The organism is Phaeobacter cretensis (assembly GCF_047372505.1).
Taxonomy (GTDB): domain Bacteria; phylum Pseudomonadota; class Alphaproteobacteria; order Rhodobacterales; family Rhodobacteraceae; genus Phaeobacter; species Phaeobacter cretensis.
Genome location: NZ_JBKBEU010000001.1, coordinates 1,876,106 through 1,901,036, shown reverse-complemented (window position 1 = coordinate 1,901,036; position 24,931 = coordinate 1,876,106). Strand labels below are relative to the sequence as shown.

The 24,931-nt window shown below is 56.1% G+C and carries 24 protein-coding genes; 15 read left to right on the top strand and 9 right to left on the bottom strand.

Annotated features, from left to right (window positions below):
- Both ACEWZM_RS09155 and ACEWZM_RS09150 read left to right on the top strand, forming a co-directional pair.
- Complete coding sequence (locus tag ACEWZM_RS09155; RefSeq protein ID WP_414007989.1) at window positions 1–1,647, top strand: amidohydrolase; 1,647 nt, start codon at window positions 1–3, stop codon at window positions 1,645–1,647.
- Window positions 1,648–1,829: 182 nt separating this feature from the next.
- The gene (locus ACEWZM_RS09150) at window positions 1,830–2,492 is read left to right on the top strand and encodes an IS6 family transposase (protein WP_414006131.1); all 663 of its coding nucleotides are present in this window, start codon (window positions 1,830–1,832) and stop codon (window positions 2,490–2,492) included.
- Between the two features lie 52 nt (window positions 2,493–2,544).
- Here ACEWZM_RS09150 and ACEWZM_RS09145 read toward each other — a convergent pair whose 3' ends face one another.
- On the bottom strand, window positions 2,545–2,799 hold the full coding sequence (locus tag ACEWZM_RS09145; protein WP_414006130.1) for a hypothetical protein: 255 nt from the start codon (window positions 2,797–2,799) through the stop codon (window positions 2,545–2,547).
- Between the two features lie 567 nt (window positions 2,800–3,366).
- Between ACEWZM_RS09145 and ACEWZM_RS09140 the strand changes: the two genes are divergently transcribed.
- The 11 genes from ACEWZM_RS09140 (at window position 3,367) to ACEWZM_RS09090 (ending at window position 14,241) form a co-directional block, all read left to right on the top strand.
- On the top strand, window positions 3,367–4,419 hold the full coding sequence (locus tag ACEWZM_RS09140) for a TRAP transporter substrate-binding protein (RefSeq protein WP_414006129.1): 1,053 nt from the start codon (window positions 3,367–3,369) through the stop codon (window positions 4,417–4,419).
- A 57-nt stretch (window positions 4,420–4,476) separates the two neighbouring features.
- Window positions 4,477–5,061, top strand: coding sequence for a TRAP transporter small permease subunit (locus tag ACEWZM_RS09135; protein ID WP_414006128.1), 585 nt, complete (start codon window positions 4,477–4,479; stop codon window positions 5,059–5,061).
- Window positions 5,058–6,374 carry a TRAP transporter large permease gene (locus tag ACEWZM_RS09130; RefSeq protein WP_414006127.1) on the top strand — a complete coding sequence of 439 codons (1,317 nt, stop codon included), beginning with the start codon at window positions 5,058–5,060 and terminating at the stop codon, window positions 6,372–6,374. Before ACEWZM_RS09135 ends, ACEWZM_RS09130 begins: the two co-directional genes overlap by 4 nt.
- Window positions 6,375–6,462: 88 nt before the next feature.
- Complete coding sequence (locus ACEWZM_RS09125) at window positions 6,463–7,227, top strand: SDR family NAD(P)-dependent oxidoreductase (RefSeq protein WP_414006126.1); 765 nt, start codon at window positions 6,463–6,465, stop codon at window positions 7,225–7,227.
- A gap of 10 nt (window positions 7,228–7,237) precedes the next feature.
- Window positions 7,238–8,005, top strand: a complete 768-nt coding sequence (locus ACEWZM_RS09120) for a crotonase/enoyl-CoA hydratase family protein (protein ID WP_414006125.1) — start codon at window positions 7,238–7,240, stop codon at window positions 8,003–8,005.
- A 4-nt stretch (window positions 8,006–8,009) separates the two neighbouring features.
- Window positions 8,010–8,492, top strand: a complete 483-nt coding sequence (locus tag ACEWZM_RS09115) for a MarR family winged helix-turn-helix transcriptional regulator (protein ID WP_414006124.1) — start codon at window positions 8,010–8,012, stop codon at window positions 8,490–8,492.
- Between the two features lie 3 nt (window positions 8,493–8,495).
- Window positions 8,496–10,313: a feruloyl-CoA synthase gene (locus ACEWZM_RS09110; protein WP_414006123.1), complete on the top strand. Its 1,818-nt coding sequence runs from the start codon at window positions 8,496–8,498 to the stop codon at window positions 10,311–10,313.
- Between the two features lie 16 nt (window positions 10,314–10,329).
- Complete coding sequence (locus tag ACEWZM_RS09105) at window positions 10,330–11,205, top strand: amidohydrolase family protein (RefSeq protein ID WP_414006122.1); 876 nt, start codon at window positions 10,330–10,332, stop codon at window positions 11,203–11,205.
- Window positions 11,205–11,669 (top strand): DUF3237 domain-containing protein, encoded by a 465-nt coding sequence (locus tag ACEWZM_RS09100; protein WP_414006121.1) that lies wholly within the window; start codon window positions 11,205–11,207, stop codon window positions 11,667–11,669. Before ACEWZM_RS09105 ends, ACEWZM_RS09100 begins: the two co-directional genes overlap by 1 nt.
- Window positions 11,670–11,739: 70 nt before the next feature.
- Entirely contained in the window at window positions 11,740–12,597 is an 858-nt protein-coding gene (locus ACEWZM_RS09095; protein WP_414006120.1) for an alpha/beta hydrolase fold domain-containing protein, read from the top strand.
- A gap of 96 nt (window positions 12,598–12,693) precedes the next feature.
- Window positions 12,694–14,241: an acyl-CoA dehydrogenase family protein gene (locus ACEWZM_RS09090; protein WP_414006119.1), complete on the top strand. Its 1,548-nt coding sequence runs from the start codon at window positions 12,694–12,696 to the stop codon at window positions 14,239–14,241.
- 88 nt (window positions 14,242–14,329) lie between these two features.
- Here ACEWZM_RS09090 and ACEWZM_RS09085 read toward each other — a convergent pair whose 3' ends face one another.
- The 8 genes from ACEWZM_RS09085 to ACEWZM_RS09050 all read right to left on the bottom strand — a co-directional run bounded on the left by ACEWZM_RS09085 (window position 14,330) and on the right by ACEWZM_RS09050 (window position 22,300).
- Window positions 14,330–14,581 carry a DUF6525 family protein gene (locus ACEWZM_RS09085; protein ID WP_414006118.1) on the bottom strand — a complete coding sequence of 84 codons (252 nt, stop codon included), beginning with the start codon at window positions 14,579–14,581 and terminating at the stop codon, window positions 14,330–14,332.
- Complete coding sequence (locus ACEWZM_RS09080) at window positions 14,578–15,213, bottom strand: DUF1826 domain-containing protein (protein ID WP_414006117.1); 636 nt, start codon at window positions 15,211–15,213, stop codon at window positions 14,578–14,580. Before ACEWZM_RS09080 ends, ACEWZM_RS09085 begins: the two co-directional genes overlap by 4 nt.
- The gene (locus ACEWZM_RS09075) at window positions 15,210–16,418 is read right to left on the bottom strand and encodes a GTP-binding protein (protein ID WP_414006116.1); all 1,209 of its coding nucleotides are present in this window, start codon (window positions 16,416–16,418) and stop codon (window positions 15,210–15,212) included. The genes ACEWZM_RS09080 and ACEWZM_RS09075 overlap by 4 nt, the downstream gene beginning before the upstream one ends.
- A gap of 12 nt (window positions 16,419–16,430) precedes the next feature.
- Window positions 16,431–17,546: a CobW family GTP-binding protein gene (locus ACEWZM_RS09070; protein WP_414006115.1), complete on the bottom strand. Its 1,116-nt coding sequence runs from the start codon at window positions 17,544–17,546 to the stop codon at window positions 16,431–16,433.
- A 143-nt stretch (window positions 17,547–17,689) separates the two neighbouring features.
- The gene (locus tag ACEWZM_RS09065) at window positions 17,690–19,105 is read right to left on the bottom strand and encodes an ABC transporter ATP-binding protein (protein ID WP_414006114.1); all 1,416 of its coding nucleotides are present in this window, start codon (window positions 19,103–19,105) and stop codon (window positions 17,690–17,692) included.
- Window positions 19,102–19,878, bottom strand: coding sequence for an ABC transporter permease (locus ACEWZM_RS09060; protein WP_414006113.1), 777 nt, complete (start codon window positions 19,876–19,878; stop codon window positions 19,102–19,104). The genes ACEWZM_RS09065 and ACEWZM_RS09060 overlap by 4 nt, the downstream gene beginning before the upstream one ends.
- On the bottom strand, window positions 19,875–20,807 hold the full coding sequence (locus ACEWZM_RS09055) for an ABC transporter permease (RefSeq protein WP_414006112.1): 933 nt from the start codon (window positions 20,805–20,807) through the stop codon (window positions 19,875–19,877). Before ACEWZM_RS09055 ends, ACEWZM_RS09060 begins: the two co-directional genes overlap by 4 nt.
- Window positions 20,807–22,300 carry an ABC transporter substrate-binding protein gene (locus ACEWZM_RS09050; protein ID WP_414006111.1) on the bottom strand — a complete coding sequence of 498 codons (1,494 nt, stop codon included), beginning with the start codon at window positions 22,298–22,300 and terminating at the stop codon, window positions 20,807–20,809. Before ACEWZM_RS09050 ends, ACEWZM_RS09055 begins: the two co-directional genes overlap by 1 nt.
- A gap of 796 nt (window positions 22,301–23,096) precedes the next feature.
- Here ACEWZM_RS09050 and ACEWZM_RS09045 point away from each other — a divergent pair.
- Both ACEWZM_RS09045 and ACEWZM_RS09040 read left to right on the top strand, forming a co-directional pair.
- Entirely contained in the window at window positions 23,097–23,669 is a 573-nt protein-coding gene (locus ACEWZM_RS09045; RefSeq protein WP_414006110.1) for a hypothetical protein, read from the top strand.
- A gap of 172 nt (window positions 23,670–23,841) precedes the next feature.
- Window positions 23,842–24,921: a peptidoglycan-binding protein LysM gene (locus ACEWZM_RS09040; RefSeq protein ID WP_414006109.1), complete on the top strand. Its 1,080-nt coding sequence runs from the start codon at window positions 23,842–23,844 to the stop codon at window positions 24,919–24,921.
- The last annotated feature ends 10 nt before the right edge of the window (window positions 24,922–24,931 follow it).

Here is a 24,931-nt window from a genome sequence, read left to right as displayed (position 1 = left end):
ATGACCGACCTGGTAATCCTGAACGGTAAAGTTCTGACATTCGACGGCCCCGATGCCGAGGCCCTGGCAATCAAGGGCGGCCTCATCACCGCAGTGGGGACCAATGCCGAAATCCGGGCCATCGCCGGGACGGCCCGGGTGTTCGACGCCCAGGGCAACACCGTCCTGCCCGGGTTCATCGACAGCCATGTCCACCTGTTTCAGGGCGCAGCAGAGCTGGAATACCTGGATCTGACCGGAGTCACCGGGCTGGAGGCCCTGACTCAGGCAATCCGCGCCTATGCGGCACAGCGGCCGGATGACGTTCTGCTTTACGCCTATGCGGCCAGCTATCACGCGATGGGGGACCGCTCGCTGACCCGCCATGATCTGGACGCGGTCCTGCCGGGCCGTCCCTTTGCCTGCATGGCGCCGGATTGCCATACTGCCTGGGCCAACACCAGCGCGCTGGAACTGGCGGGGCTGTTGCACGGCGGGACCGTGGAGGCAGGCTCCGAGATCGTCATGGGCAGCGACGGCGCCGCAACCGGCGAGCTGCGCGAGGCGGGCGCGCTGGCGCCGCTGATGAGGTTCACACCGCTGGGCGGGCGCGACCAGGAAGGCTCGATGACCGGCGCCGATCCGGTTCCCGCCCCAACACACGCGCAGCGCGCAATTGACAAGGCGGTGCTGGAAAAGGGGCTGCTGCACTGCGCGTCCCACGGCATCACCGGTCTGCACAACATGGATGGCAACCTGTACCAACTGGAGCTGCTCTCGGAACTGGAGGCGGAGGGCAAACTGCTTTGCCGGACCGAAGTGCCGCTGCATCTCAAACACACCGACCCGTTGGAACGGCTGGAAGAGGCAGCCTATATGCGCAGGACCTATGCCGACGATATGTTGTGGTCCGCCCGGGTCAAGATGTTCATTGACGGGGTGATCGAAAACAGGACCGCCTTCATGCTGCAGCCCTATCCGGGGACTGACAGCTGCGGCGCGCCCTTGTTTTCCGATGCTCATTTCAAGGAGGTCTGCACCCGTGCTGACGCCATGGGCTTGCAGATCTCTGTCCATGCCTGCGGCGACGCAGGTGTGCGGCGGACACTGGATGCCTTTGAAGCGGCCCGACGCGCCAACGGCGCGCGTGACAGCCGCCACCGGGTGGAGCATATCGAGACCATCAGCGCCGATGACATCCCACGGTTCCGTGCGCTTGGCGTCATCGCCTCCATGCAACCCCTGCATGCGGCGCACTCCTATCCCGAAGCAATCCCGGAACTTACACCCTTGCTGCACGACCACCAGATCCCGCTGGCTTTCCCGTCGCGGACACTTCGCGAGAACGGCGCCAAGGTTATTTTTTCAACCGATTGGCCGGTTGTTCCGGTGGCCGTTATGCCCACAATCCAAGGCGCAGTAGCGCGCCAGGTGCTGCCGGGAACTTGGCAAGATCAAAGCCACGGCCTGCGCGATGCGCTGGCGGCCTATACCCGTGACGGCGCCTGGGCGGAATTCAACGAGCATCGCAAAGGCAGGCTGCGTGCTGGCATGATGGCAGATGTTGTTGTCATGGACCGCGATCTTGAGGCGCAGCGGGCGGACCAGCTCCGCTTGGCACGTGTGGCACTGACAATCTGCGGTGGTCATATCACGTTCGAAGCCTGACGTTTGCCGTTTTGGGGCAAATCCGCCTCTGCATGCTCCTGGCACAGTATCGGGAGATCACGCCTGCTTCAAATCATCCAATCGGAGGACTCCTGCTACGCGCAGCCACACGGCCTTGCGAAACGAACTTCAATGGCCTTTGATATCTGGCCACCTTTGGTTACGCAGGTGGGGATCAGGGCGTGACGGTTGATTTCAAAGGCAGCCACTATCCCCGATCGGTTATCTTGTACGCTGTGTTCTTCTACGTCCGCTACTCCGTCTCCGACCGCGACCTGGAAGAGATTGTGCAGGAGCGTGGTGTGAACGTTGACCAAGCAATCCTGAACCGCTGGGTCGTGAACGCACAGGCCAGGAAGCGGTCAACGGCTATTTCCTGGCGCATGGATGAGACTTATCTCAAGGTTAAAGGAAAGTGGACATACCTCTGTCGCGCGTTCGACCGCGATGGGCAAACCCTTGATTTCGAGTTATCTGAGCGCCGCGACGCGGCTGCTGCCCGGTGGTTCTTCAAACGCGCAATCGCCGCGAATAGCGTGCCGAACCGGGTCGTCATTAACAAAAGCGGTGCCAGTCCTGCTCGCTTGCAGGCTGTGAACGCGGTTCTGAAATTCATCGGCGCGGGGAGCATCATCAAGATCATGCAGGGCAAGTATCTCAACAATATTCTTGAGCAGGATCACCGATTCATCAAGCGGATCACAAGGCCTATGCTTGGCTTCAAAGCGTTCCATTCCGCCGCTGCGACTATTTCCGGGATCGAGACAGCACACATGATCCGAAAGGGTCAGTTCGGGACGAATTGTCTTTCCGCCTTCCAGCAGTTTGCAGCACTAACCACATAATCACATCCTGAAGCGAGCGCCTTCAAGATAGTCAGAAGCTGCGACACAACCGCTAGCGGGCTGGTCTTTGGAAGATTTCGGTACTTCTTTGCCAACTTTTCTCTCTACGCTGGCTGGCATAGACTTTATCAAAGATGATGAGCTGTAAGCAAACGGGCCTAATTGACCCTTTGCCGAGTGCGTTGAGACAGCTACCCGCGTTCTGAACACCCATGCTGACAAAACTGGCAAGCGGGTGATGTATGCCTTCAATATCACCGACGAAATCGACCAGATGTGGCGCAACTTGGAGCTTCTTGAAGCGCATGGTGGGACCTGTGCAATGGTCTGAGTGACGTCTGTCGGGCTTACTGGATTTCGGGCCTTGCGTGATCGCAGTGCCGTGACAATCCATGGTCATCGTGCCGGTTGGGGTCTGTATTCCTGTTTACCCGACATTGGAATCAGTTTCCCTTTTATGCAAAAACTATGGCGTCTTGCAGGCGCTGGAGTTGTAGTCTTGCGCCAAGCCGCAGACGCTGCCAGAACCGGAACCAGTGTTCAAACATATGCCGACCAGCATCCGGAACTAGCGGCCGCGTTGGAAACATTCGCACAACCCGACATCCGGTTCGACTGACTGCGAGCTCGGCTCGCATCTCTTAGTTGATCAGGTCCAGAGCACCGACAGGCCCTACAATTGGGTCGAGTGATACTCCTAAATTTCGCAGATTCTGGCAGTAGTCATCACAGTTTATTTTATTAAATCAGCTAACCCACTGAAATCTTAGAGAAGTAATTTATTGTAAAAAATAGTTATGAGAAATAACAATTATTAAGACACATCAAAATCACACCCTTGCGTTGTTGTTGATGGTCTTCAAGGGAGGAACCAATGATTAAATTTCGCAGAAGTTTTCTGTTGTTCGCACGCGCAGCTGCCGTTTCGGCGTTGAGCTTTGGCGTTACAGCGACAAGCGCCGTCGCAGCAGATTTTACTCTACGCATGCACCAATTCCTGCCAGCACAGGCGAGTGTTCCTAAGAACATTCTCGATGTGTGGGCTGACAAAATTGAAGCTGAATCTGGGGGGCGTATTGAGATCCAGCGCTATCCGTCGATGCAGCTGGGCGGCAAGCCGCCGCAACTAATCGAACAGGCTGTCGACGGCATCGCGGATATCGTCTGGACTGTGTCAGGCTACACGCCGGGTCGCTTCCCGCGGGCTGAAGTCTTTGAATTGCCTTTTACCATGACCAACGCCGAGGCCGTATCTCGCGCCTATTGGGATCTGGCAGAAGAAACAATGATGGACACCGATTTCCAGCAATTCAAAGTGCTCGGCCTTTGGGTTCATGGTCCTGGTCTAATCCATTCTTCAAAGCCGATTGCGTCACTTGAGGATTTGGACGGCGTCAAACTGCGAGCACCGACACGGGTCACCAACACGATGTTCAAATCCTTGGGGGCAACACCTGTCGGGATGCCCATACCTGCTGTTCCAGAGGCCCTGTCGAAAGGTGTTATCGACGCTACGGTCATCCCGTGGGAGGTGACAGTTCCACTGAAAGTGAATGAATTGGTGAGCAACCATACAGCATTTGGTGACTCATCCCTCTATACTACGACTTTCATTTTCGCGATGAACAAGGATCGCTGGAACGCGCTCCCCGATGATCTGAAGGCAGTGATCGACGCCAATTCGGGGGGTGAGTTTTCGGCCTTTGCAGGACGTCAAATGCAAGCCGACGATGCGCTCGGTCTTAAGCAGGCAACGGAGCGCGGCAATAACATCATCAATTTGACCGCCGAACAGGTTGCCGAATGGAGGGCCGCGTCTACTGCAACCACCGATGCATGGGTCGCAGAAATGGATGGCAAAGGTGTGGATGGCTCGGGGCTGCGCGCCCGTGCGCTGGAACTGATCGCCAAGTACTCGACCGAGTAGAGCTTCTAACCCCCTGGCCTAAATGGCCCGGGGGCATTGTCTTCTGGGAGGGATGACATGCTGAAATTGATCGAAAGAATGGCGCGCGCGCTGGCTATTGTAGGGGGGCTGGTCCTGACACTTTTGGTCGTGTTGACCTGCGTTAGTGTCATTGGGCGCGGGTTGAACACACTCGGGCATTCGGACGCGTTGGCAGCCATATCTGAAAGCGCAGCTAGTGCCCTGATCTCTAGTGGTGTGGGGCCAGTTACCGGTGACTTTGAGTTGGTAGAAGCAGGGGTGGCATTTGCGATATTTGCCTTTCTGCCGATTTGTCAACTCTATGGCAGCCACGCGACGGTTGATATCTTCACCTCCGCATTGGGACGCACTGCGAACACGTTTATCTCTGCGTTTTGGGAGATTATCCTGACTGGTGTGATCATCTTGATCACCGTGCGTTTATTCGTTGGGATGCAAAGCAAGCTTGCCTATGGCGAGACCACTTTTTTACTACAGTTCCCCGTCTGGTGGGCCTTTGCGGCAAGTTTTCTGGCTGCTGCCTTAGCCTCCATTATTGGTGTCTATTGCGCAATTGCACGCATGGCCGAAGTTGTTACAGGCCGACGCTACATGCCTATTGCTGGGGGGGCAGTCCATTGACGATGCTGGAGATGGGCTACCTGTCTTTCCCCATTTTGCTGATCATGATCTTTCTGCGAGGTCCGATCGGCTTGGCAATGCTGTTATGCGGTATCGGCGGTCTCTACTTTTCTATGGGTGGTGCGAATATGTTTCTCGCGAAACTCAAGACGGAGACTTATTCGACATTTTCGAGCTATTCGCTGACCATCATTCCGATGTTTCTGTTGATGGGACAGTTCGCTACGCTTTCGGGGATGTCCTCGGCGCTGTTCAAGGCCGCAGAAAGCTGGCTTGGGCATCGAAAAGGTGGGGTTGCTATGGCTGCCGTCGGGGCCTGCGCCGGCTTTGGTTCGATCTGCGGATCGTCGCTTGCAACAGCGGCCACCATGAGCCGCGTCGCTTTGCCGGAACTGCGTCGCTATGGCTATTCTGGCGGGTTCTCAACCGCCACTTTGGCCGCGGGCGGAACGCTTGGTATCTTGATCCCCCCGTCTGTCATTCTGGTCATCTACGCCATCCTGACAGAACAGAACATTGCAAAGCTGTTTCTTGCGGCTTTCGTGCCAGGTGTTTTGGCGGCGATTGGCTACATCATCACCATTTCGATTTATGTGCGACTGAACCCAGATTCCGCCGGAACCCGCGAGGCCATTCCCTATTCGGATCGGTTTCGCGCCTTGTTAGATGTTTGGCCTGTGCTGCTGGTTTTTGGTCTCGTCGTTGGCGGTATTTACCGGGGCTGGTTTACGCCGACCGAAGGCGCTGCGGTTGGTGCAGCAGGTACAGGGATTATCGCGCTCCTGTCTGGAAACCTAAGCTGGAAAGTTTTTGTCGAAAGTATCATGGCGACTGCGACCAGCACCGCTATGATCTTCTTTATTGTCTTGGGTGCAGGGATGTACAACAGCTTCCTTGCCCTCAGCCAGGTACCGCAGGAACTGTCCGCCTGGGTTGTTGGTCTCGGGCTCAGCCCTTGGGCCGTCTTATCGCTGATCCTGATTTTCTATCTGATTTTTGGGTGTCTAATGGACAGTCTCAGTATGATCCTTTTGACTATTCCGATCTTCTTCCCGGTTATCAGCGTGCTGGATTTCGGCATGCCGCCAGAGCATGTGGCGATCTGGTTCGGCATCCTTGTTCTGATCGTCGTCGAGGTCGGGCTGATTACACCACCAGTAGGTATGAATTTGTTCATTATCAATGCGATGGACCGTTCGACACCAATGGTGCAAACTTACAAGGCAGTGATGTGGTTCGTTACATCTGACATTCTGCGTGTCATCATCCTGGTCTTGTTTCCCGCAATCACGCTGTTCCTGATCCCCGGGTAGATCAACGCTACTACCACCTTGGGTTTCCATCGGGTTGATAAATATGGAGAATAACAATGCTTAGACATATTTGGTTGGAGGCGTTCACATGCAAGTAGATGGGAATGTTGCGTTGGTTACGGGGGCAGGTAGCGGTCTTGGTGCTGCAACGGCCCGCCACTTGGCAGCCTTGGGCGCCAAAGTCGCAGTGCTGGATTTCGATATCGAGAATGCCCAGGCCGTTGCCGAGGAAATCGACGGTATTGCTGTACAGGCTGATGTTTCGGACGAAGCCGCAGTGAGTGCTGCTATTGACGCCGCCTCAGGGCAACTAGGGACCGCGCCACGCATTGTCGTAAGTTGCGCCGGAGTCGGTATGGCCGCGCGGATCGTTGGACGCGAAGGCAAGCTATCGTTTGATGTGTTCGAGAAGACCCTGAAGGTGAACTTGTTCGGGACTTACAACGTAATGAGCCACGCGGCACGCTGCATGGCTGCATTGGAACCGCTGAGTGACGGTGAGCGTGGTGTGATTATTAACACTGCTTCAGTCGCATGGCAGGATGGCCAGTTGGGGCAGGCCGCCTATGCTGCTTCCAAAGGTGCGATTGCTTCGTTGTGCCTGCCAGCTGCCCGCGAGCTTGCCCAAAGTGGCATCCGTGTCATGGCGATCGCTCCCGGCCTATTTCACACCCCGATGATGGAAGGCCTGCCAGAAGATATCGCCGCTAAGATAACCGCCAATATCCCGTTCCCTGCCCGTCTGGGTGAACCGCATGAGTTTGCTTTGCTGGCGGAACAGATCGTTGCGAACCCATTCCTGAACGGAACCACCATACGGTTGGACGGCGCTGTCCGTCTGCCGCCACGCTGAGGATAGCTGCATGACATCCGAAATATTACGGATCGAGGTCGACGGTCCTGTCGCCACTCTGACCATGAACCGGCCTGGCAAACGCAACGCCATGTGCGAAGAGCTGCTCAACGCACTCGATGGATTTTTCTCAGCGCCACCAAAAGATGTACGTGTGGTAATTTTGGTTGGGATTGAAGGACACTATTGTTCAGGGCTGGACCTGTCAGAGCATGTGCACCGTTCTGCCGAGGAAAACCTCTATCATTCGCGCCATTGGCACGGGGTGATGGACAAAATCCAGTCGGGTGGATTGGCTGTGATATCGGCGATGTTTGGTGCCGTGATTGGCGGTGGGTTGGAACTCGCTGCCTCCACCCATGTGCGCATCGCAGAAGCGTCGACTATCTTCCAGTTGCCTGAAGGTCGCCGGGGTATTTTTGTCGGTGGCGGTGCCACAGCACGCGTAGGTCGGTTGCTTGGCCCGGACCGTATGACTGAGATGATGCTGACGGGTCGTAAATACGGTGCCGAGGAAGGGCTTGCGCTGGGTCTTGCGCATTATTCTGTGGGTGAGGGCGAAGCTCTCCCATTGGCGCAGAAACTGGCCGGAAAAATCGCGCGCAACGCGCCGATGTCAAATTATCTGATGATCAATGCAATTTCCCGGATCACTGACATGAGCCAGGCAGACGGGTTGTTCACGGAATCCCTCGCGGCAGCCTTGTCGCAAACCACGCCCGATGCAGAGGAAGGTCTTCGTGCCTTTCTCGAAAAACGCGCCCCAAAATTCCGGTGATGTAATGAAAAATCCTGCCCCGAAATCCGATCAGACCACAGTTGTGACCCATGTCAGCGATGCCACTTTGCGTAACTTCATGGGTTATCACATGAAGCGTGCTTTCAACGTGGTGCAGGCCGATCTGGCCCGGACGTTGAAGCCGTTTGACCTGCGAATGCTCACTTACACTGCATTGGTGTTAATCGTTGATAACCCAGGGATGCGTCAATCGCAGTTGGCTGATGCGATGGATATCGAGCGCCCGAACCTTGTCGTTATCATCGACGAGTTGGAGCGACGTGAGCTGATCGTGCGAGACCGTGTTCCAAACGACCGGCGTGCTTATGCGCTCAAGGTCACGCTGGCCGGTCGGCATCTCTACGAAAAGACCGTGGCCGCTGTCACGGCTCATGAGGCGGTGCTGCTTGACGGAATTGATGATGCGACCCGCGTCGCGGTGATCGCAGCGATGAAGAAAATCGAGAAAAGCCAAGGAAAGGGGTGAGACATGAAGCGGACATCAGAATTCCAGAAACACTCCGTCCAACGTGAAGATCGCGCTGACGGCACAATCCTGCTGCGTTCGTCCCATGTGTTGGGGCCCGTCGCCGAAAACACCGGTGTCTGGCTGCATGAATGGGCAGAAAAAGCACCGACACGCACCTTTCTTGCTGAACGCAGCGGTGCCGGCTGGCGAGAAGAAAGCTATGGCGCGACCCTACAGAAGGTCCGGGCCATAGCTGCATCGCTTCTGGCACGGGGTATGGGGCCGGACACTCCGATTATCATCATGTCGGGCAACGGTGTCGATCACGGGCTTTTGTCTCTCGCCGCGCAATATGTCGGTGTACCAACCGCGCCGGTGGCTGAGCAATATTCATTGGTTCACGGGGCGCACGGTCGATTGCAACATGCGATTGAGTTGGTGCACCCAAAAATGGCCTATGTGGTGGATGCCGACCAATACGCCGATGCGCTGGCACTGGATGCGCTGAACGGTATCGAGATTGTCGCCAGCCGCCCGGGCATGAATACCAAAGTGACTGCGTTTGATGATCTGCTGAAAGGTGACAGCAGCGTTGATATCGATGCGGCATATGCCAAGGTCACGCCGGATACGATCGCTAAAATCCTGATGACTTCAGGCTCTACATCCGCCCCAAAGGGGGTGATGACCACGCAGCGAATGATGTGTGTGAACCAGACACAGATCGCCGATGCGCTGCCTTTCCTGCGCGCTCGGCCGCCGCGGGTGGTCGACTGGCTTCCATGGAACCATGTGTTCGGAGGCTCGCATAATTTCAACATGATGCTTTCCAATGGTGGCAGCTTCTACATCGACGATGGCAAACCGGTGAAAGGGTTGTTCGACCGCACCGTAGAAAACCTGTCGATGGTAACCGGCACGTTGGTCTTCAACGTTCCGGTTGGCTTTGGGCTTCTTTTGGGGGCCTTGCAGCAGGACGCTGGCCTGCGCCAACGCTTCTTCGCGGATCTTGATCTGATCTTCTATGCAGGCGCATCGCTGCCGCAGGAGATCTGGTCCGGATTTGAACAGATGGCGATGGACGTGAAGGGTGAGATCCCGCTGATGACTTCGTCCTGGGGGCTGACTGAAACAGCGCCGGCCACGATGATGCAGAGCGAGCCGATCGACCGATCGGGCGTCGTTGGCGTACCTCTCAATGGTGTGACGCTGAAATTGATCCCGGATGAGGATATGCGGTGCGAAATGCGCATTAAAGGGCCGAACCTTATGCCGGGTTATTTTGAGGATCCGGAGAAAACAAAAGCTGCTTTTGACGACGAAGGTTACTTCATTACCGGCGATGCGATGCAGTTCATCGACAAAGATGATTTAGACAAGGGCATGAAGTTCGATGGACGTATTTCTGAGGACTTCAAGCTGCTAACTGGCACTTGGGTGCGAGCGGCGCAGCTACGCATCGACATGCTGACATGCTTAGCTCCGCTTGCCGCTGATCTCGTGATTACCGGCGCTGATAAGGGCCAGATAGGGGTGATGGTTTTCCCCGACGTGGCCCAGCTGGAGCTCGATGGCTACTCTCTGTCCGATGACAATGGTGCCTTTAGCTGCAAGTTGTTGCAGGGTGAAATTCATCGCCGTCTCGCTGAACGTGCCGAACAGGTTTCGGGGAGTTCCTCGCTTATCTCCCGGGCTATCGTTCTGAGCGAACCCGCATCGATGCCCGAGGGCGAAATGACCGCCAAAGGAAACCTGAACTTCCGCAAGGTGCTGACACGCCGGGCCGGCCTTTTGGACCGGCTTTATGACGATGTCGATCCTGCCACCATCACGCTTTAACTAAGGAGCAGGACAAATGGTTGATATCTCAAAAGTCCGCGCACTCGACATTCATACCCATGCAGAGGAGCCCTGCGGCTGTCATTCTGACGATGGCTATGATGATCTGCAATCGTCGATGGCCAGCTATTTTGGGGCGCCATGGCAGCACCCGCCTACTATTCCTCAAACGGCAGCGCATTACCGGGAGCAGAACATTGCTGCGGTGATCTTTCCAGTCGATGCGGAACGGGAAACAGGTTATCGCCGCTATTCCAACGATGAAGTGCTTGAACAGGTGAAAGACAACAGTGACGTCTTGATCCCCTTTGCTTCGATAGATCCTTGGAAGGGCAAGATGGCGGTGCGCGAAGCACGTCGGTTGATCGAGAAATGCGGCGTTAAGGGGTTCAAATTCCACCCAACCATGCAGGGGTTTTTCGCCAATGATCGCATGGCATACCCGTTTTACGAGGTGCTGGCCGAACATGGATGCGTTGCGTTGTTTCACACCGGGCAGACAGGTGTCGGGTCAGGTATGCGCGGCGGTAACGGCATGCGGCTCAAATACTCCAACCCGATGTACATGGATGATGTTGCGGTGGATTTCCCCGACATGAATATTGTCCTCGCTCACCCCTCGTTTCCTTGGCAGGAAGAGGCCCTGGCGGTCGCCCAGCACAAGCCCAACGTCTATATCGACCTGTCAGGCTGGTCGCCGAAATACTTCCCGCCGATCTTGGTGCGCTATTGCAATTCGATCCTGAAGAAAAAGGTGCTGTTTGGGTCTGACTGGCCGATGATTACTCCAGAACGCTGGTTGGCTGACTTTGACAAAATCGACATCAAGGATCACCTGCGCGAAGACATCATCAAGAACAATGCCGCGCGTCTGTTGAGACTGATGGGCTGATGCAGATCCCGGTCCCCTCTCTGATGCATAGTTTCACCCTTCGGGTTGAACTTGGAAAACCAATTGAGATGGGGCCGGGTCGCGCAGGCCGGCGCCGCATAATACCCATTGTCGGGGGCAGGGCGTTCGGCCCCGATATCACTGGCGAGGTTTTGAACCTCGGTGCAGACTGGCAAACTATTTTTGCCGATGGAGCGGCCCATCTGGATACGCGTTATGCGCTGAAAACTGATTGTGACGCCGTAGTCGAAATCGTCAATATCGGCACCCGGCACGGACCGGAACATGTGCTGGAACAGCTTGCCGCCGGGCAGGATGTCGACCCAAACCAATACTACATGCGCACTGCAGCGCGGTTGGAAACCGGCAGTGATCGCTATGCTTGGGTCAATCATAGCCTGTTCATCTGCGCTGCCATCCGGCATGCCAGCGCAGTCGAGATTGCCTACTATAAAGTAACCTGATCCGCCCATGCCGACAGTCGCTGTCGCGCTATGGGTAGATGATTATGAAACATAACTAAAAGGTCGCATTATGAAACTCTTCCTGTTAACAGCTCTGAGCTGCCTGATGGCCCTTCCGGTTTATGCAGAGGTGAAGAAAGACATCCCATATGGCGAAAAAGCTCGCAATCAGCTGGATCTCTATCTGCCTGATGGTGTTGATGAACCGCCCATGGTGGTGTTCATTCATGGCGGTCGTTGGTTTCGCAATGACAAAACCCAAATCGAAAATCTGGATCGTGTGAACCAGATCTTAGATTCGGGCATGGCCATCGCCTCGATTAACTACACGTTCAGCAGCGAGGCCATCTGGCCCGCCCAGTTGGAAGATCTCCATGCTGCCTTCGATTTCTTGCGAGAAAATGGCGCGACCTATGGCTATGACGCTGATCGTATGGCGGTCTGGGGACAATCCTCTGGCGCGCATTTGGCGCTTTGGGCGGCCTTTGATCAGGCGCAGTCACCAGAAACCGCGCTGGATGGGCTGGTTTCCTGGTATGCACCGTCGGACCTGTATGAAATTATCCCTGACCGAGCGGCGGATGATGTGCCGGATCGTGACGGTATGAATAAAGAACCAAGCCCGGAGTCGCTTTTGATTGGTGCGACTGTTCCGGAGAATGAAGAGCTGGCGGATGTTGCAAGCCCGCTAAATTTCCTTGCAACTCTGCCCGCTGAAACGATCTTGCCGGATACATTGTTGGTTCACGGATCAAATGATTTTGTGATCTCGCCCTTGCAAACAGAGCGGCTGTACGACGCAATGCAGGCCCATGGCAGCAGTGGCAAAGTTGAGATGCGAATTGTCGATGGTGGCGGCCATGGGCGTCCGGGTTTTGAACCCGAGGTTCCTGCCGCGATTGCCTTCTTGAAGCAGGTTTTCGACTGACTAACACGGGCGGAATGGCATCACTGCGCCACCCCATTAAAAGCCCTCGGAAAATCCCAAAAACCTACCCGTGCAGTTCAATAAGGAGATACAGCGATGAAGCCCTTCAAGGCTCCGTTGGATGACATCTTGTTTACCTTGAATCATGTGGCCGGAGCCTCCGCTTTGCCCGATTGGGATGCGGATTTTGCTGCTGAGATTGGTAGATATTTCGCCACTTTTGCAGAAGGCGAAATCGCTCCGCTGGATGAGCATGGGGATGCGCAGGGCTGCCAGTTGCAGGATGGGCGCGTTTCGATGCCCGATGGGTTTCAGTCAGCCTATCAGGCTTATGCTGAACAGGGCTGGCCATCGTTGACCGCGCCCGTGGAATATGGTGGCCAGGGGCTTGGTTCCCTGATGTTGGCGATCACGTCGGAGATTTTTTCCGGGGCCAATCACAGCCTGCAAATGGTGGTGGGGTTAGGACCCGGTGCAATACGCACCCTGCTGCATTTTGGCAGTTCGGATCAAAAGGCGCGGTATATTCCAGAGTTGGCCTCTGGGAAGACCATCGCAACAATGTGCCTGACCGAACCCGGAGCCGGATCGGATCTGTCACGGGTGCGCTGCAAAGCATCACCCATGGATGATGGTTGGAGGATCACCGGAGAAAAGATCTTTATCTCGGGCGGTGACCAGAACATCAGCGATCGTATCCTGCATCTGGTGCTGGCCCGTACATCGGATGACGGGGTTAAGGGGTTGTCGCTGTTCCTGTGTCCTTGTACGCGCGGAGACGGTCGCCGCAATGCCGTCTCTGTCACTCGGATCGAAGAGAAAATGGGGCTGCATGCCTCTCCGACATGTCAATTAGCGTTTGATGGAGCTGAGGCCGAGTTGATAGGCGACGAAGGTGAGGGTTTACAGGCGATGTTCACGATGATGAACCATGCCCGCGCCGATGTCGCACTGCAGGGGGGGGCACATGCTGCAAGAGCTTATGACATCGCCAGTACCTATGCTGCAGAGCGAATTCAGGGGCGTAACCCCGACGGCTCCGCCGCTACACTTGATCAGCACGCGGATGTGCGCCGTATGCTCAATCAGATTGACGGGCTTGCCATGACCGGGCGCGCTATGGCTCATCTTGCATGCGTTACAATGGAGCGGGGCAACAACCCTGCGCTGGTCGAATTCCTAACTCCACTGACCAAGGTTTATTGTACCGAGGCGGGCATACGTGCCGCTGAACTCGGTATGCAGGTTCTTGGTGGCTATGGCTACCTGCGTGAATACCGGCTGGAACAGACCTACCGGGACGCTCGGATCACACTGATCTACGAGGGCGCGAATGGTATCCACGAACGGATGCTGGCGACGCGCCTTGCTACTGGGGCGACCGCCGATGCTTTCGAGGGATATGTCGCTGAACAAGCTGAGCGGGCGCAGGATAGTAGTATCCTAGAGGCGTTGCAGACTTGGCGAGAGTTGCGTGCCCGTCTTGATGCGTCCGATGACCCAGCGGCACTTGCGCATCAATTCATGTATAAGTCCCGCGAAGCCCTGCTTGCCTGCATTCGGGCGCGGATCGGTCAGGTTGCGTCCTTTCATCCTGACCCGTCGAGAATGAAGAGGCTGTCCGAGTTTCGGTCAGCCGAGTGATTTTTCGGAAGTCTCCGATGAAAATCTGCTGGTTGTCAGGACACTATTGAACCACGCTCTGAGCAAAGCGGTGTAGCCGTTGCTACACTCAGGATAGGTGAAATTTGTCGCGCGCCAGCATTCTCTTTTCTGTTGCGGTCAATGACCGGATAGCGTCCTCCGCGCTCAGCCCGGCTTTGCGCGCCTTATCCCAGAGCCGTTTGCAAGACTTCGGGGACCATGGAAGGGCAGCGTTTGCGAGCCAGAGCCGCAAGGGTTGAGGCAAGGTGTCATACGTCCGCATTGGGTTCGTTGTGCGGCGTCGCTTTCGGAGCGATGTCGATCCAAGGTTGCCGCTCATACGTCTTCCTGCTCTTCAAAGATTGGATCAAGGACCAGAACCAGCCGTGTTTCGCCCGTCCCTTCAATTGGAGGCGACCTATGTAGCAACCCGGTGGATGGTTGTTCCGGCCAAAGTGTTCCGCGCAGAATGATCGGTGAGCCGGTCGGCGCGTCAAAGATGTGCGCCGGCTCGGCGCGATTATCCCTTATCGCGAATTGCGTCGCAGCCCCGCGATAAGTGCAGATCAGTCGCGCGCTCAGGGCATCGACATGGAATTTGCGGCACGCATTTGTCGTGACGCGATCAAGACGCAGGCGCAGAAGCGGGGGCTTCATGATTGCTGAGAAGGTATCCGCAAGTGCTGCAATGTCATCAATCAACTGCGTGCGCTCTGCACAGTCAGGCATCTCGGAGATTTCGCATGCTGCGACAACGGCCACGCGGACAGTTTCGGGTCGTAGGACCAATCGCACCGAAGGAAGCTGCTCGGGCGGTAGCGTGCTAATCCAATCCTCAATCGAGCGCTTGGGCTGCCTGTACCAGATGACGCCCGCACAGTCGGCATCGGTGATGCTTTTCAATTCTTCGGGCGACTGAGCGATCGCAATCGCTTCAGACGCGTTTCGGATGTGTTCTACGATAGCTTTCATGCGGCTTGCTCTGCCCGGCGCCAAAGCGGGAATGGGTCTGAATAATCCGGTAAAGCCTCCAGAGACGTAGCGGTGCTTTCCGGTACAAGGGCGTTATCCAGCCGCGCTTTGATGTCTGCCCATTCGATGCCTGATCCGATAAACACGATTTCCTGACGACGATCACCCCACGGCTCCACCCAATGCTCCATCATGTAGCGCCGCGCGGTTTCATCTTCAGGCCAGCGATCCCTAGGGACAGTTGCCCACCACGTGCCTAGAGGTTTGATTGATGACAGTGCCCCAGCCAGAGAAAACTCCGCCACCCAACCGGGGCGCGATGCGATCCAGAAATGACCTTTTGCACGGATCACACCGGGTAAGTCACCGTTAAGAACGGCCAAGATCTTTTCCGGCTCAAACGGTTGGCGCGCACGATAGACATATGAGGTGACGCCGTATTCTTCGGTTTCAGGCACGTGGTCGGCAAAACCATAGAGTTCCTTTGCCCACATCGGATGTTCATGTGCCCGATCGAAGTCAAACAACCCGGTGTCCAAGATTGCATCTGCGGGCACATCGGAATGGCTCGTTTCAATGATACGCGCATCTGCATTCAGACTGCGGATGATCTTGAGGGCAGCTTCCACTTGCTGTGGCTGGGCATCGGCTACTTTGTTCAGGACAACGACGTCCGCGAATTCGATCTGTTCAACCAGCAAGTTGACCAACGTACGCTCATCATCTTCGCCAAGCGTCTCACCCCGGTCGCGCAGAAAATCGTGGCTGGAATAATCCTGCAATAGGTTCACCGCATCCACAACTGTGACCATCGTATCCAAGCGGGCTACATCCGACAGGCTTTCGCCATGCTCATCGCGAAAATCAAACGTGGCAGCAACCGGAAGCGGTTCGGAAATCCCGGTGGATTCAATCAGCAAGTAATCAAAACGGCCCTCCGCGGCCAGCCTCCGGACTTCGATCAACAGATCATCACGCAAAGTACAGCAAATGCAGCCGTTTGACATCTCCACCAGTGTCTCGTTCGTGTGGCTCAGCTCAGTGTCTGCGCGCACTAGATCGGCGTCGATATTGACCTCTGACATATCATTGACAATGACCGCAACCCGGCGGCCTTCGCGGTTGTTAAGTACACGGTTTAGGAGTGTTGTTTTTCCAGCGCCCAGGAATCCAGAGAGCACGGTGACGGGCAATTTTTCGATCATAAAGACAGATCCTTAGATGGGGAGGACTTGAGAGGTAAGGCGGGCTTGAGGTTCGGAAGTTTGTCGGGCGCGCAGCATATCAAGGCTGCGCTGCAGTTCGGGCTGCGTCATGTCGCGGGCTATAACCACGATGCGCGATTGGCGGTTTTCTCCGGACCAATCGTGCAGGGGGACTGGTGGATCAAAGAGATGTTGAACGCCGTGGAAGACAAAGGGCGTCTTGATCCCCTCAAGATGTACAATCCCTTTCACACGCAGGATGTCAGGGCCGCGCAGCATGATGAGGGTATCGAGCCACATATCGAAAGCTTCGACCGATATCGGATCATTCAAGACAACTGAAGCAGACCCTATCCTTGCATCATGCACCGGTAGCGACGGCGAAGCGGTTGTTTTGTCAGCAAGGCCCGACAGATTTTCAAAGGGGTTGCTGGCCGAAGGCGCGGCGGGTGGCGTCAGCCACGCCGCTATTTGGTTTGGTTTTACCTCGGGATGTATACCCGTTAACCCCCAAAGAGAGCCCGCAGGCACGACGCCGTGTTTGGCGCGGAGCATCGGCGCTGTTGGGTTCAGGGATCTTAGGCGCTTTTCGAATATGTACCGTGTTTCTTTGGGCACCAGATCGGTTTTACTAAGCACGATCAGATCTGCCATCGCGACCTGCGACACCGCTTCGAATTGACGATCGAGCGTGTCGTGACCGGTTGCAGCATCCGCCAGCGTGACAACACCGTCCATGCGGAAATGTGTCGCCAGAAAATGATCTACCAGAAATGTCTGCAGAATTGGGCCAGGATCAGCGAGGCCGGTCGTCTCAATCACGACGCGGTCAAAACTCAGTTGCCCGGAGTCTTTGCGCGTCATCAGGTCTTGCAACGTGCGTGAGAGATCACCGCGAATAGAGCAGCACAGGCAGCCCGATTGCATTAGTATGATTTCTTCGTCGGCTGTTTCGATCAGATCGTGATCAAGCCCCGCCTCACCGAATTCATTGACGATAACAGCGATTTTGGACCCATCGGATGTGCCCAGCACTGCATTCAAAAGCGTGGTTTTTCCCGCGCCGAGAAAGCCGGTTAGCAGAATAACCGGCAGGCGGGGATCAGGGTGAGGTTCGGTGCTAGGCATGGTGGTCCAACTAAATAGATTAGTTATATTATAACATTACGTATAAATAATGCGCAAGACAGATGATCTAGTTTTGAAAACGCACTATAATCAGACTTTAGTTATATTTTTCAGCGGCTTGCTGAAATGTCGCCGATGCCTTGCTATGCAGTTTTTGCTAAAAGTTGCGCTGTCTGCTCAAGAACGACTTGGCGATCCGTGGCACGGGTTATCAGATCGGGATCATGACTCACCAGCAAAACAGCTATTCCACGTTCGTGCGCCAATCCAGTCAGCATCATGATCACGTCGCGTTGCGTCAGTGGGTCCAGTCTTGATGTAGGCTCATCCGCGAAGAGGAAAATCGGGTCAAGAAGCAGGGCCCGCGCGATCGACAACCGCTGTAGCTCTCCACCGGATACCTCGTCGGGCCGACGTGCCAGAAGCGCTGGATCCAATCGCAACTGTTTTAAAAGAGGGTGCAGCGTATCGCGCGAAATGCGGTGCAGCGCAATGAGATCATCCAGACCCTGTCCCAAGCGTTGATAAGGGGCAAAAGCAGCGGGTGGATCCTGCCACAGTTTTTGGAACCTGCGATCGGCAAGACCTTCGCCGCGCTGGACGGCTCCGGCTGCGGGTGCGGTGATGCCAAGGAGGGTATCGCCGAGAGACGATTTGCCAACTCCGGATGGCCCAGAGAGCCCGACGACCTCACCTGCATGCAATGTAATGTCCAGCTCCCGGATCAGATCGCGCCCACCGCGCGCAACGCATAGGGCTTTGCCTGTTAGAACAGGTTCGCTGCGGATCCTGTAGGTCGGTGGTGATGGCCAATGGCGTGGTTCCGCTGCGATTAGATCAGCAGTATAGGCGGTGTCAGGGGCATGCAGCACTTGAGATGCAGGACCGCGTTCGATCAGACGCCCCTTGCGCAATACGATAATCTCTCCGCCAATGGACTCCGCCAGTTCCAGATCATGGGTGATCGTCATCAGCGCGCCGCCTGCGTCGGTCACGGATTTCAATCGCGTTGCGACCTCATTGCGGCGGGCGATGTCAAACCCCTTGCTGGGTTCATCGGCCACAACGATTTGCGCGCCCCCTGCGCGGGCGACAGCGATGGCAAGACGCTGGGCCATGCCTCCGGATAATTCAAACGGATAGGCGTGCGTTGCATCACCCAGACCCAAAGAATGCAGATCATTTTCGGCAGCGGTGTCAGCTTGGGTACTGCCCGCGACCAGCTTGTACACTTCGGCCACCTGCCGCTTCGCCCGCATCAACGGATCCAACGCACGCCACGGCTCTTGTGGCAGAACCGAAATTTGGTGGCCCCACAATTGTTCCAGTGCATCTAAATCGTCTAACGGTACCGCCGTGCCCTGAACCTCCAGTGCGCCTGTGGCGTGCAAAGTTGACGGCAACGTGCCCAGAACGGCCTGCGCAAAAAGGCTTTTTCCTGACCCGGTTTCTCCGATCAGTGTCACGGCTCGACCCGGTTCCAAAGTCACCGAAATTGGGTCGATCATTTTGGCGCTTCCATTGAGGACAGCAAGGTCAGTGACTCTCATGAGGGTCATTCAGTGGTACCTCCGGCGATCAGGGTCAGGGCAAGTAACGTTGCCATGGTGGTGAGGACGGGTTGCAGCAGCGCCCAAGGTGCTTCGCGCCAATAAGGCAGCAGTTCGACCATCATTAGGCCCAGTTCTGGGGTCGGTGCCCGTACCCCAACAGAAACAAAGCCAAGCGCGGCAATGCCCATCACCACTGCGGCAAAGGTCAATGCGAAGGTGGCGCGCAGCACGGGGGCAAGTTCAGGCCACAGGTGGGTGCGAAAGATATAGAGTGGTCCAAAGCCCAGTAGCCGCGCGGCCTCGACCGAGGGCGCGGCAATCTGGGCGCGGATCGTGGCACGTGTCAGTCTGAATATCTCGACCCAGAGAGTAGCTGATAAACCTGCCCAAAATGCCATAGGCTGCGTTGGGAGGATTAACCCGGCAATCAGGACGATCAGCAAGGCTGGTAGTGCCACAACGCTATCGGCAAATAGCACCAATGCCCGGTCCAGCCATCCGCCACGCCAACTTGCCAGCGCCCCAAGCGCCACGCCTATAAAGGCGGTCGTGATGAGAGTAATCGCCGCGATCATCAGCGAGAGGCGCAGTGCGGCAGCGAGCCGCGCAGACATTGACCGGCCAAGGTGGTCATAGCCGAACAGTGCTTCTGCCGAAGGAGGCTCCAATGCAAGTATCAGGCTTTGCGCCACCGGGTCGGCGGTACTCACCCATGGCAACCCAAATGCAAAAACAAGCACAACGGTTAGGATCGCCAAACCTATGAAGCGGGCGCTCATCGCATGGTCTCCCTTGGGTCAAGCAGGCGCGCACCGATGTCGGCAAGCGCATTTACCAGCACAAATGCCAGCCCCATGACTAGCGCCGCGCCTTGCACCATTGGTACATCTCGATGGAACACAGCATGGACAAGGGCATGCCCGATGCCGGGCCAGCCAAAGATGGTTTCGACCACGACGACGCCCTCCATAAGGGCCACAAACTGAGCCGCAATCAGGGTCAGGACCGGGACGGCGACATGGCGTAACCCGTGGCGAAGAACAACCTGGCGCTCTGATAAGCCTTTCCAACGGGCAAACCGCCACCACTCAGATGTGCGTGCGTGGACGACAGCCTCGCGTGTGATGCGGGTGGTATTGGCTGCCAATCCCAGTGCAAGAGTAAGCCCTGGCAAAATTAGATGTTGTAACTCGCCGTGGCCCGCGGCTGGTAACAATCCCAAGCCAATGGACGCTACAACGATTAGCACCAATCCTAGCAAGAACTGCGGCGTGGCCTTGAATACCGAGGCCAACAAGACGGTCGCCCGGTCAAACCAGCCGCCCGGATGCAGTCCTGCCCACAGGCCAAGTGGCGGACCAATCAGCAATGACAGCACAATCGCTACGCCCGCTAGCTGCGCGGTGGCCCCGAATTGATGCGCAATCTCGGCAGAAACAGCCTCTCCGGTCACCAAGGATGTGCCCAGATCACCGCGAAGCAACCCGCCGATCCAGCCAAAGAATGCGCCCACTCCGGATGGATCACCAATTTGGGCCCGCACCAGCTCGGCGTTCTCGGCGGTCACATTGTCATATCCAAACCGTGCTGCCGCGATGCGAAAGATCATATCTCCCGGCAGTGCGCGCATCATAAGAAAGCTAAGAATGCCGACGAGGATGGCGACCACCCCCGCCTGCGCCAGACGCCAACCCAGTGCTTTGATCATCACTCAGCCCATTTGACTGAAGACAATCCCAACGTCCGTTCAAACGGATCAACCGTAACGCCGGTTACCGCATCTGAGACAGCCATGGTCAGCTGATACCAAGCGATCGGCAGAACCGGCAGTTCGGCATGCAGTGTGGATATCAACTCTGCTCGCGTGCCTTCTGGCGCAGTGCCTGCTGCCAATGCCTTCACCCCGGCGGTAAAGGCGTCGTTGTGCCAGCCCATCGCGCCCCAGTCGCCGCCTGGCGCGTAATCCTGCAGCAGCGTGCCGACGGGATCAGGAACCAGAGCAAAGTTACGTGCGAACAATGCCGTCGACAGCGTGCCATCACTATGCTTGGCTGGGATTTCCGAGAAGCTTGTGGAGTTGATCACCGCATCGGCTCCGATTGCCGCGAATTGCTGTTCCAGTACTGCTGCTACCAAAGGCAGTTCCGGCCGGTCGGGGAAGGTCAATAATTCGATGTCCATCCGCTGACCGTCCTTTTGCAACACGCCATCGGTGCCGGGCGCCCAACCTGCCTCGGCCAAGGCTGTTTTGGCAGCCCCCGGATCGTATGCCAATGGAGTAAGGCTTGCGTCGTGCCAATCGCTCATGCCGGGAGGAAACATCTGGGTCGCGCCTTCGGGGAAACGCAGAATCGCCTTGGCAATACCGGCGCGATCAATTGCAAGGCTCAGGGCTCGGCGGGTTGGTGCGTCATAGGTCTCGCCATTGATTTTAAGCATCAGCACGCGCGGGATTGCGGCGGAAATCAGCTCTACACCCTCCGCAGTGGACAGTCGTGTGGCAGAGGCCGGATCGAAATAGAGTGTAATATCCGCATCACCACTTTCAGCCATCAGCGCGCGGGTCTCAGATCGGCTAACACCATGATAGACAGCGTTTGGTATCGCAGCGGACGCACCCCAATAGTTGTCAAACCCCTCAACGATCATTTTGCTGGGTGGCGAAAGGTCCTTCACGCGATATGGACCGGTGCCGATCAAACCCGTTACGGCGCCGTCTTCTGCTATGGTTGACGGCGCGATGATGGCAGAGCGATATTCGGCGAGCATCGCGGGCAACATCGCAAAAGGTTCAGTCATTTCGATCTCAACCGAGAGATCACCTGAGGGGCGGATCTCGGAGATCGGAGCCTTGCTCAGCAGCCCACCATTGTCACGCGAGCGGCCCAGTGATTTGGCAACCGCCGCTCCGTCCAGGGCTGCGCCATCATGAAACGTTACGCCTTCGCGCAGCGTCAGCGTCCAGACCAATCCGTTCTCGGAAGCGGACCACTCGGTGGCCAAGCCTGGCAATAATTTTCCATTGCTGTCGGCGTCGACCAACGTCTCCGTAACATCCATTCGCTGGTATATATGCCCGGAGATAACAGGATCGGGGCTGGCTATTTCGAACGGTGAAACCACGTCGAGCACGCCATCATTTGCAAAGGCGGGGATGGCTGTGCATGCCATGAGTGTAGCAAGGGCGAACGGGCGGGTCATTTTCATCTCCAGACAGCTAATTGGGCTCTGCAAGAACATGTCATTGCAAGGGACGATTCATTAGAAGGGCAAGCTGGCTTCCTGTTGCGGAAGATCAGTTGTTCAAGATCTTTTGATGATACGTTATAACATTTGCAAGCAGAAACTTAATGGCACGATGGTGGCGCGACATAGATCGGGCTGAAGCGTTAGCGCATAGCGGGGAGGTCGTTGCGGGCCCAATCTTTGGGCGATGCCTCTATCGGTCTATAGACATGGCCGCATTTTACTTCACCCATCAGTTGTATTTTTGCGACAAAAAATGGTTGTGAGCTGTCACGGGCACTGCAAATAGAGCGGTATTCGAACGATTTTCACTGAAGCCTGCGTACTGCGGCATAGGTTCATTTGTTCGCCACCATGGGCATATTCGTCGCAAATCCAGTAGGGGCTCATCATTCTGACACAGAATGTTGACGCAGAATCGCACGAAGGTTAAGAATCAGTTAACAAAACGCGGTTGGACCGCGAAATTCGGGCCATCCGGGGGTAGTTTGAGCCGATGTTGAGCGTGAAGAAAGACAGTGTAACAAGTGATAGGCTTTCTAAAATCGATGATCGCACAGTCCGATCAGTGAAAATCGATGGTGTTGTTTCATCAGGGAACAGCGTGCTTCACTCGCCTCAGGCGGGAGCCGCGAAAGCAAATTTGAACATTGCTGCCGTGTCAGGTGACACCGATGGAAGTGCTGCGCTAAAATCGTCGCTGCAAAACGACAGTTCAACCAACGCAAACCAAAATACGAAGGGTGCGCCCATGCCGGGCTTAAGCGGGATCTTTGCTCGTGTTTCACCCATAGCAAAACTTGGTGCGGCGGCAGCTGTATTGGCATCTCTCGCGATCGTTCTCGCAGTGCTTCAGTTCGGGCCCGATCAAACTGCGGAAGTAAACGCAGACAAGCCGCGAGTCGCGCAATTGCTGACCCCGCAGGCTCTGGCCGGATTGGACCCGAGCGCCACCCCAAATGAACGCGCAGCGGCAGAAGAGTTGCTGACAGCTGCTGTTGAAACTGCGGCGCCGCTCAGTGCGGAGGATGCTCTGGTCGCGCAGATGACTGCGGGCACATTGGCGGCGTTGCGGCGAGGGAGCGAAGAGGCCAAACCCGCGGTGCAAACTGCTGCTGCCACGGGTGCCACCGCTTCGCAGGCGCATACCGCATTATATAGCCTGGTGTTACGTGCAGCGGGGCAGGGGCAATCACCCGCGTATATCGACCAGATGGTGAACGATGCATATCAGAGCCAGGCCATTACGGTACCTGCCGCATTGATAGGTGCAGACGGGCGGGTCGATACGGCAACCATTCTGGCCCTGTTTGTCGGTCAATAATACCTCGGCTTGCTACATTGATCGCAGTCATCATCGAGAGCGTTCCAACGGCCGACCCAACGGGGCTGAGAACGGGCGACTCGGCGGCAAGCGATCTTTTCATACCATAAAACGCAAGAGGCGGCGCCGAGTTCTGGCGCGGAACGCCCGAGTCAAACCCAAGAGGGATAAGATGAGAAAACACCTGATCGCGGCAGCATGTTGCGTTGTCGGCCTATTGGCTGCACCTGTGGCGGCAGAGACATGTGGAGGCACATATAAGGTGCGTCCGGGTGATAGTCTGTCGCTGATTGCAGACCGTCTCTACAAGGATGTCGGTATGTGGAGCGCTATTCACAGCCGCAATATCGATTCAATCGGTCCGCGTCCTGATGCTATCCGCGTTGGGATGGAGCTCACGATGGCCTGTCTCAATGGTCTGCCCACCGGGTTGCCAGGGGGCAAAGCTGTGGCTGATGTTCAACCGGTCGCAGCCGCTCCGGTCAAGGTCCAGCCCGGCACTGCGGCGGTGCGCAGCAAGATCAACCTGCTGACCGGTGATGACTATGCCCCCTTTACGTCAAAGACAGCCCATAACGGTGGGTTGATCACCGAAGTGGTGAACGCTGCAATGACCGAGGCTGCACCAGCGCAGGGCTTTGCCATCCACTGGGTTGACGATTGGGCCTCACATTTTGATCCGCTCCTGTCGAATGCGTTGCTGGATCTGGGTTTTCCTTGGTATCGCCCGGATTGTGAAACCATGCCGGACAGCTACCGTTGTGTGAACTTCTTATTCTCTGATCCGATGTTCGAAACGCTGATGCTGCTCTTTGTCGATAAATCACGTCCTTTCACCTTTGAAACCGATGCCGATATCGAAGGCAAAACGCTGTGCCGCCCGGCGGGCTACCTTACGTTTGATTTCGACGGCTATGGTCGTCGCTGGCTGGAAGAAAAGAAGATCACCCTGAAGCAGCCGCACAAAGTGGTCGATTGCTTTGAAATGGTTGCCAACGGCGAAGCTGACGCAGTGGCCATCAATGAGTTCACTGGCCGTAGTGTGATGAAAGAAAACGATCTGCTTGACCAGTTCGATGTTCTGCCATTGCCGTTATCGGTTCTTGGTATCCATGTTGTGGTTCACAAGACCCATCCACAGGCCGGCGATATGCTCACGATGATCAACACCGGTCTGCGCAATATCCGCGACAATGGTCAGTATCAGGCAGTCATCGAGGATCATATGGCCAGGATCTGGGCTGGCTTCTAAGGAGCGCACC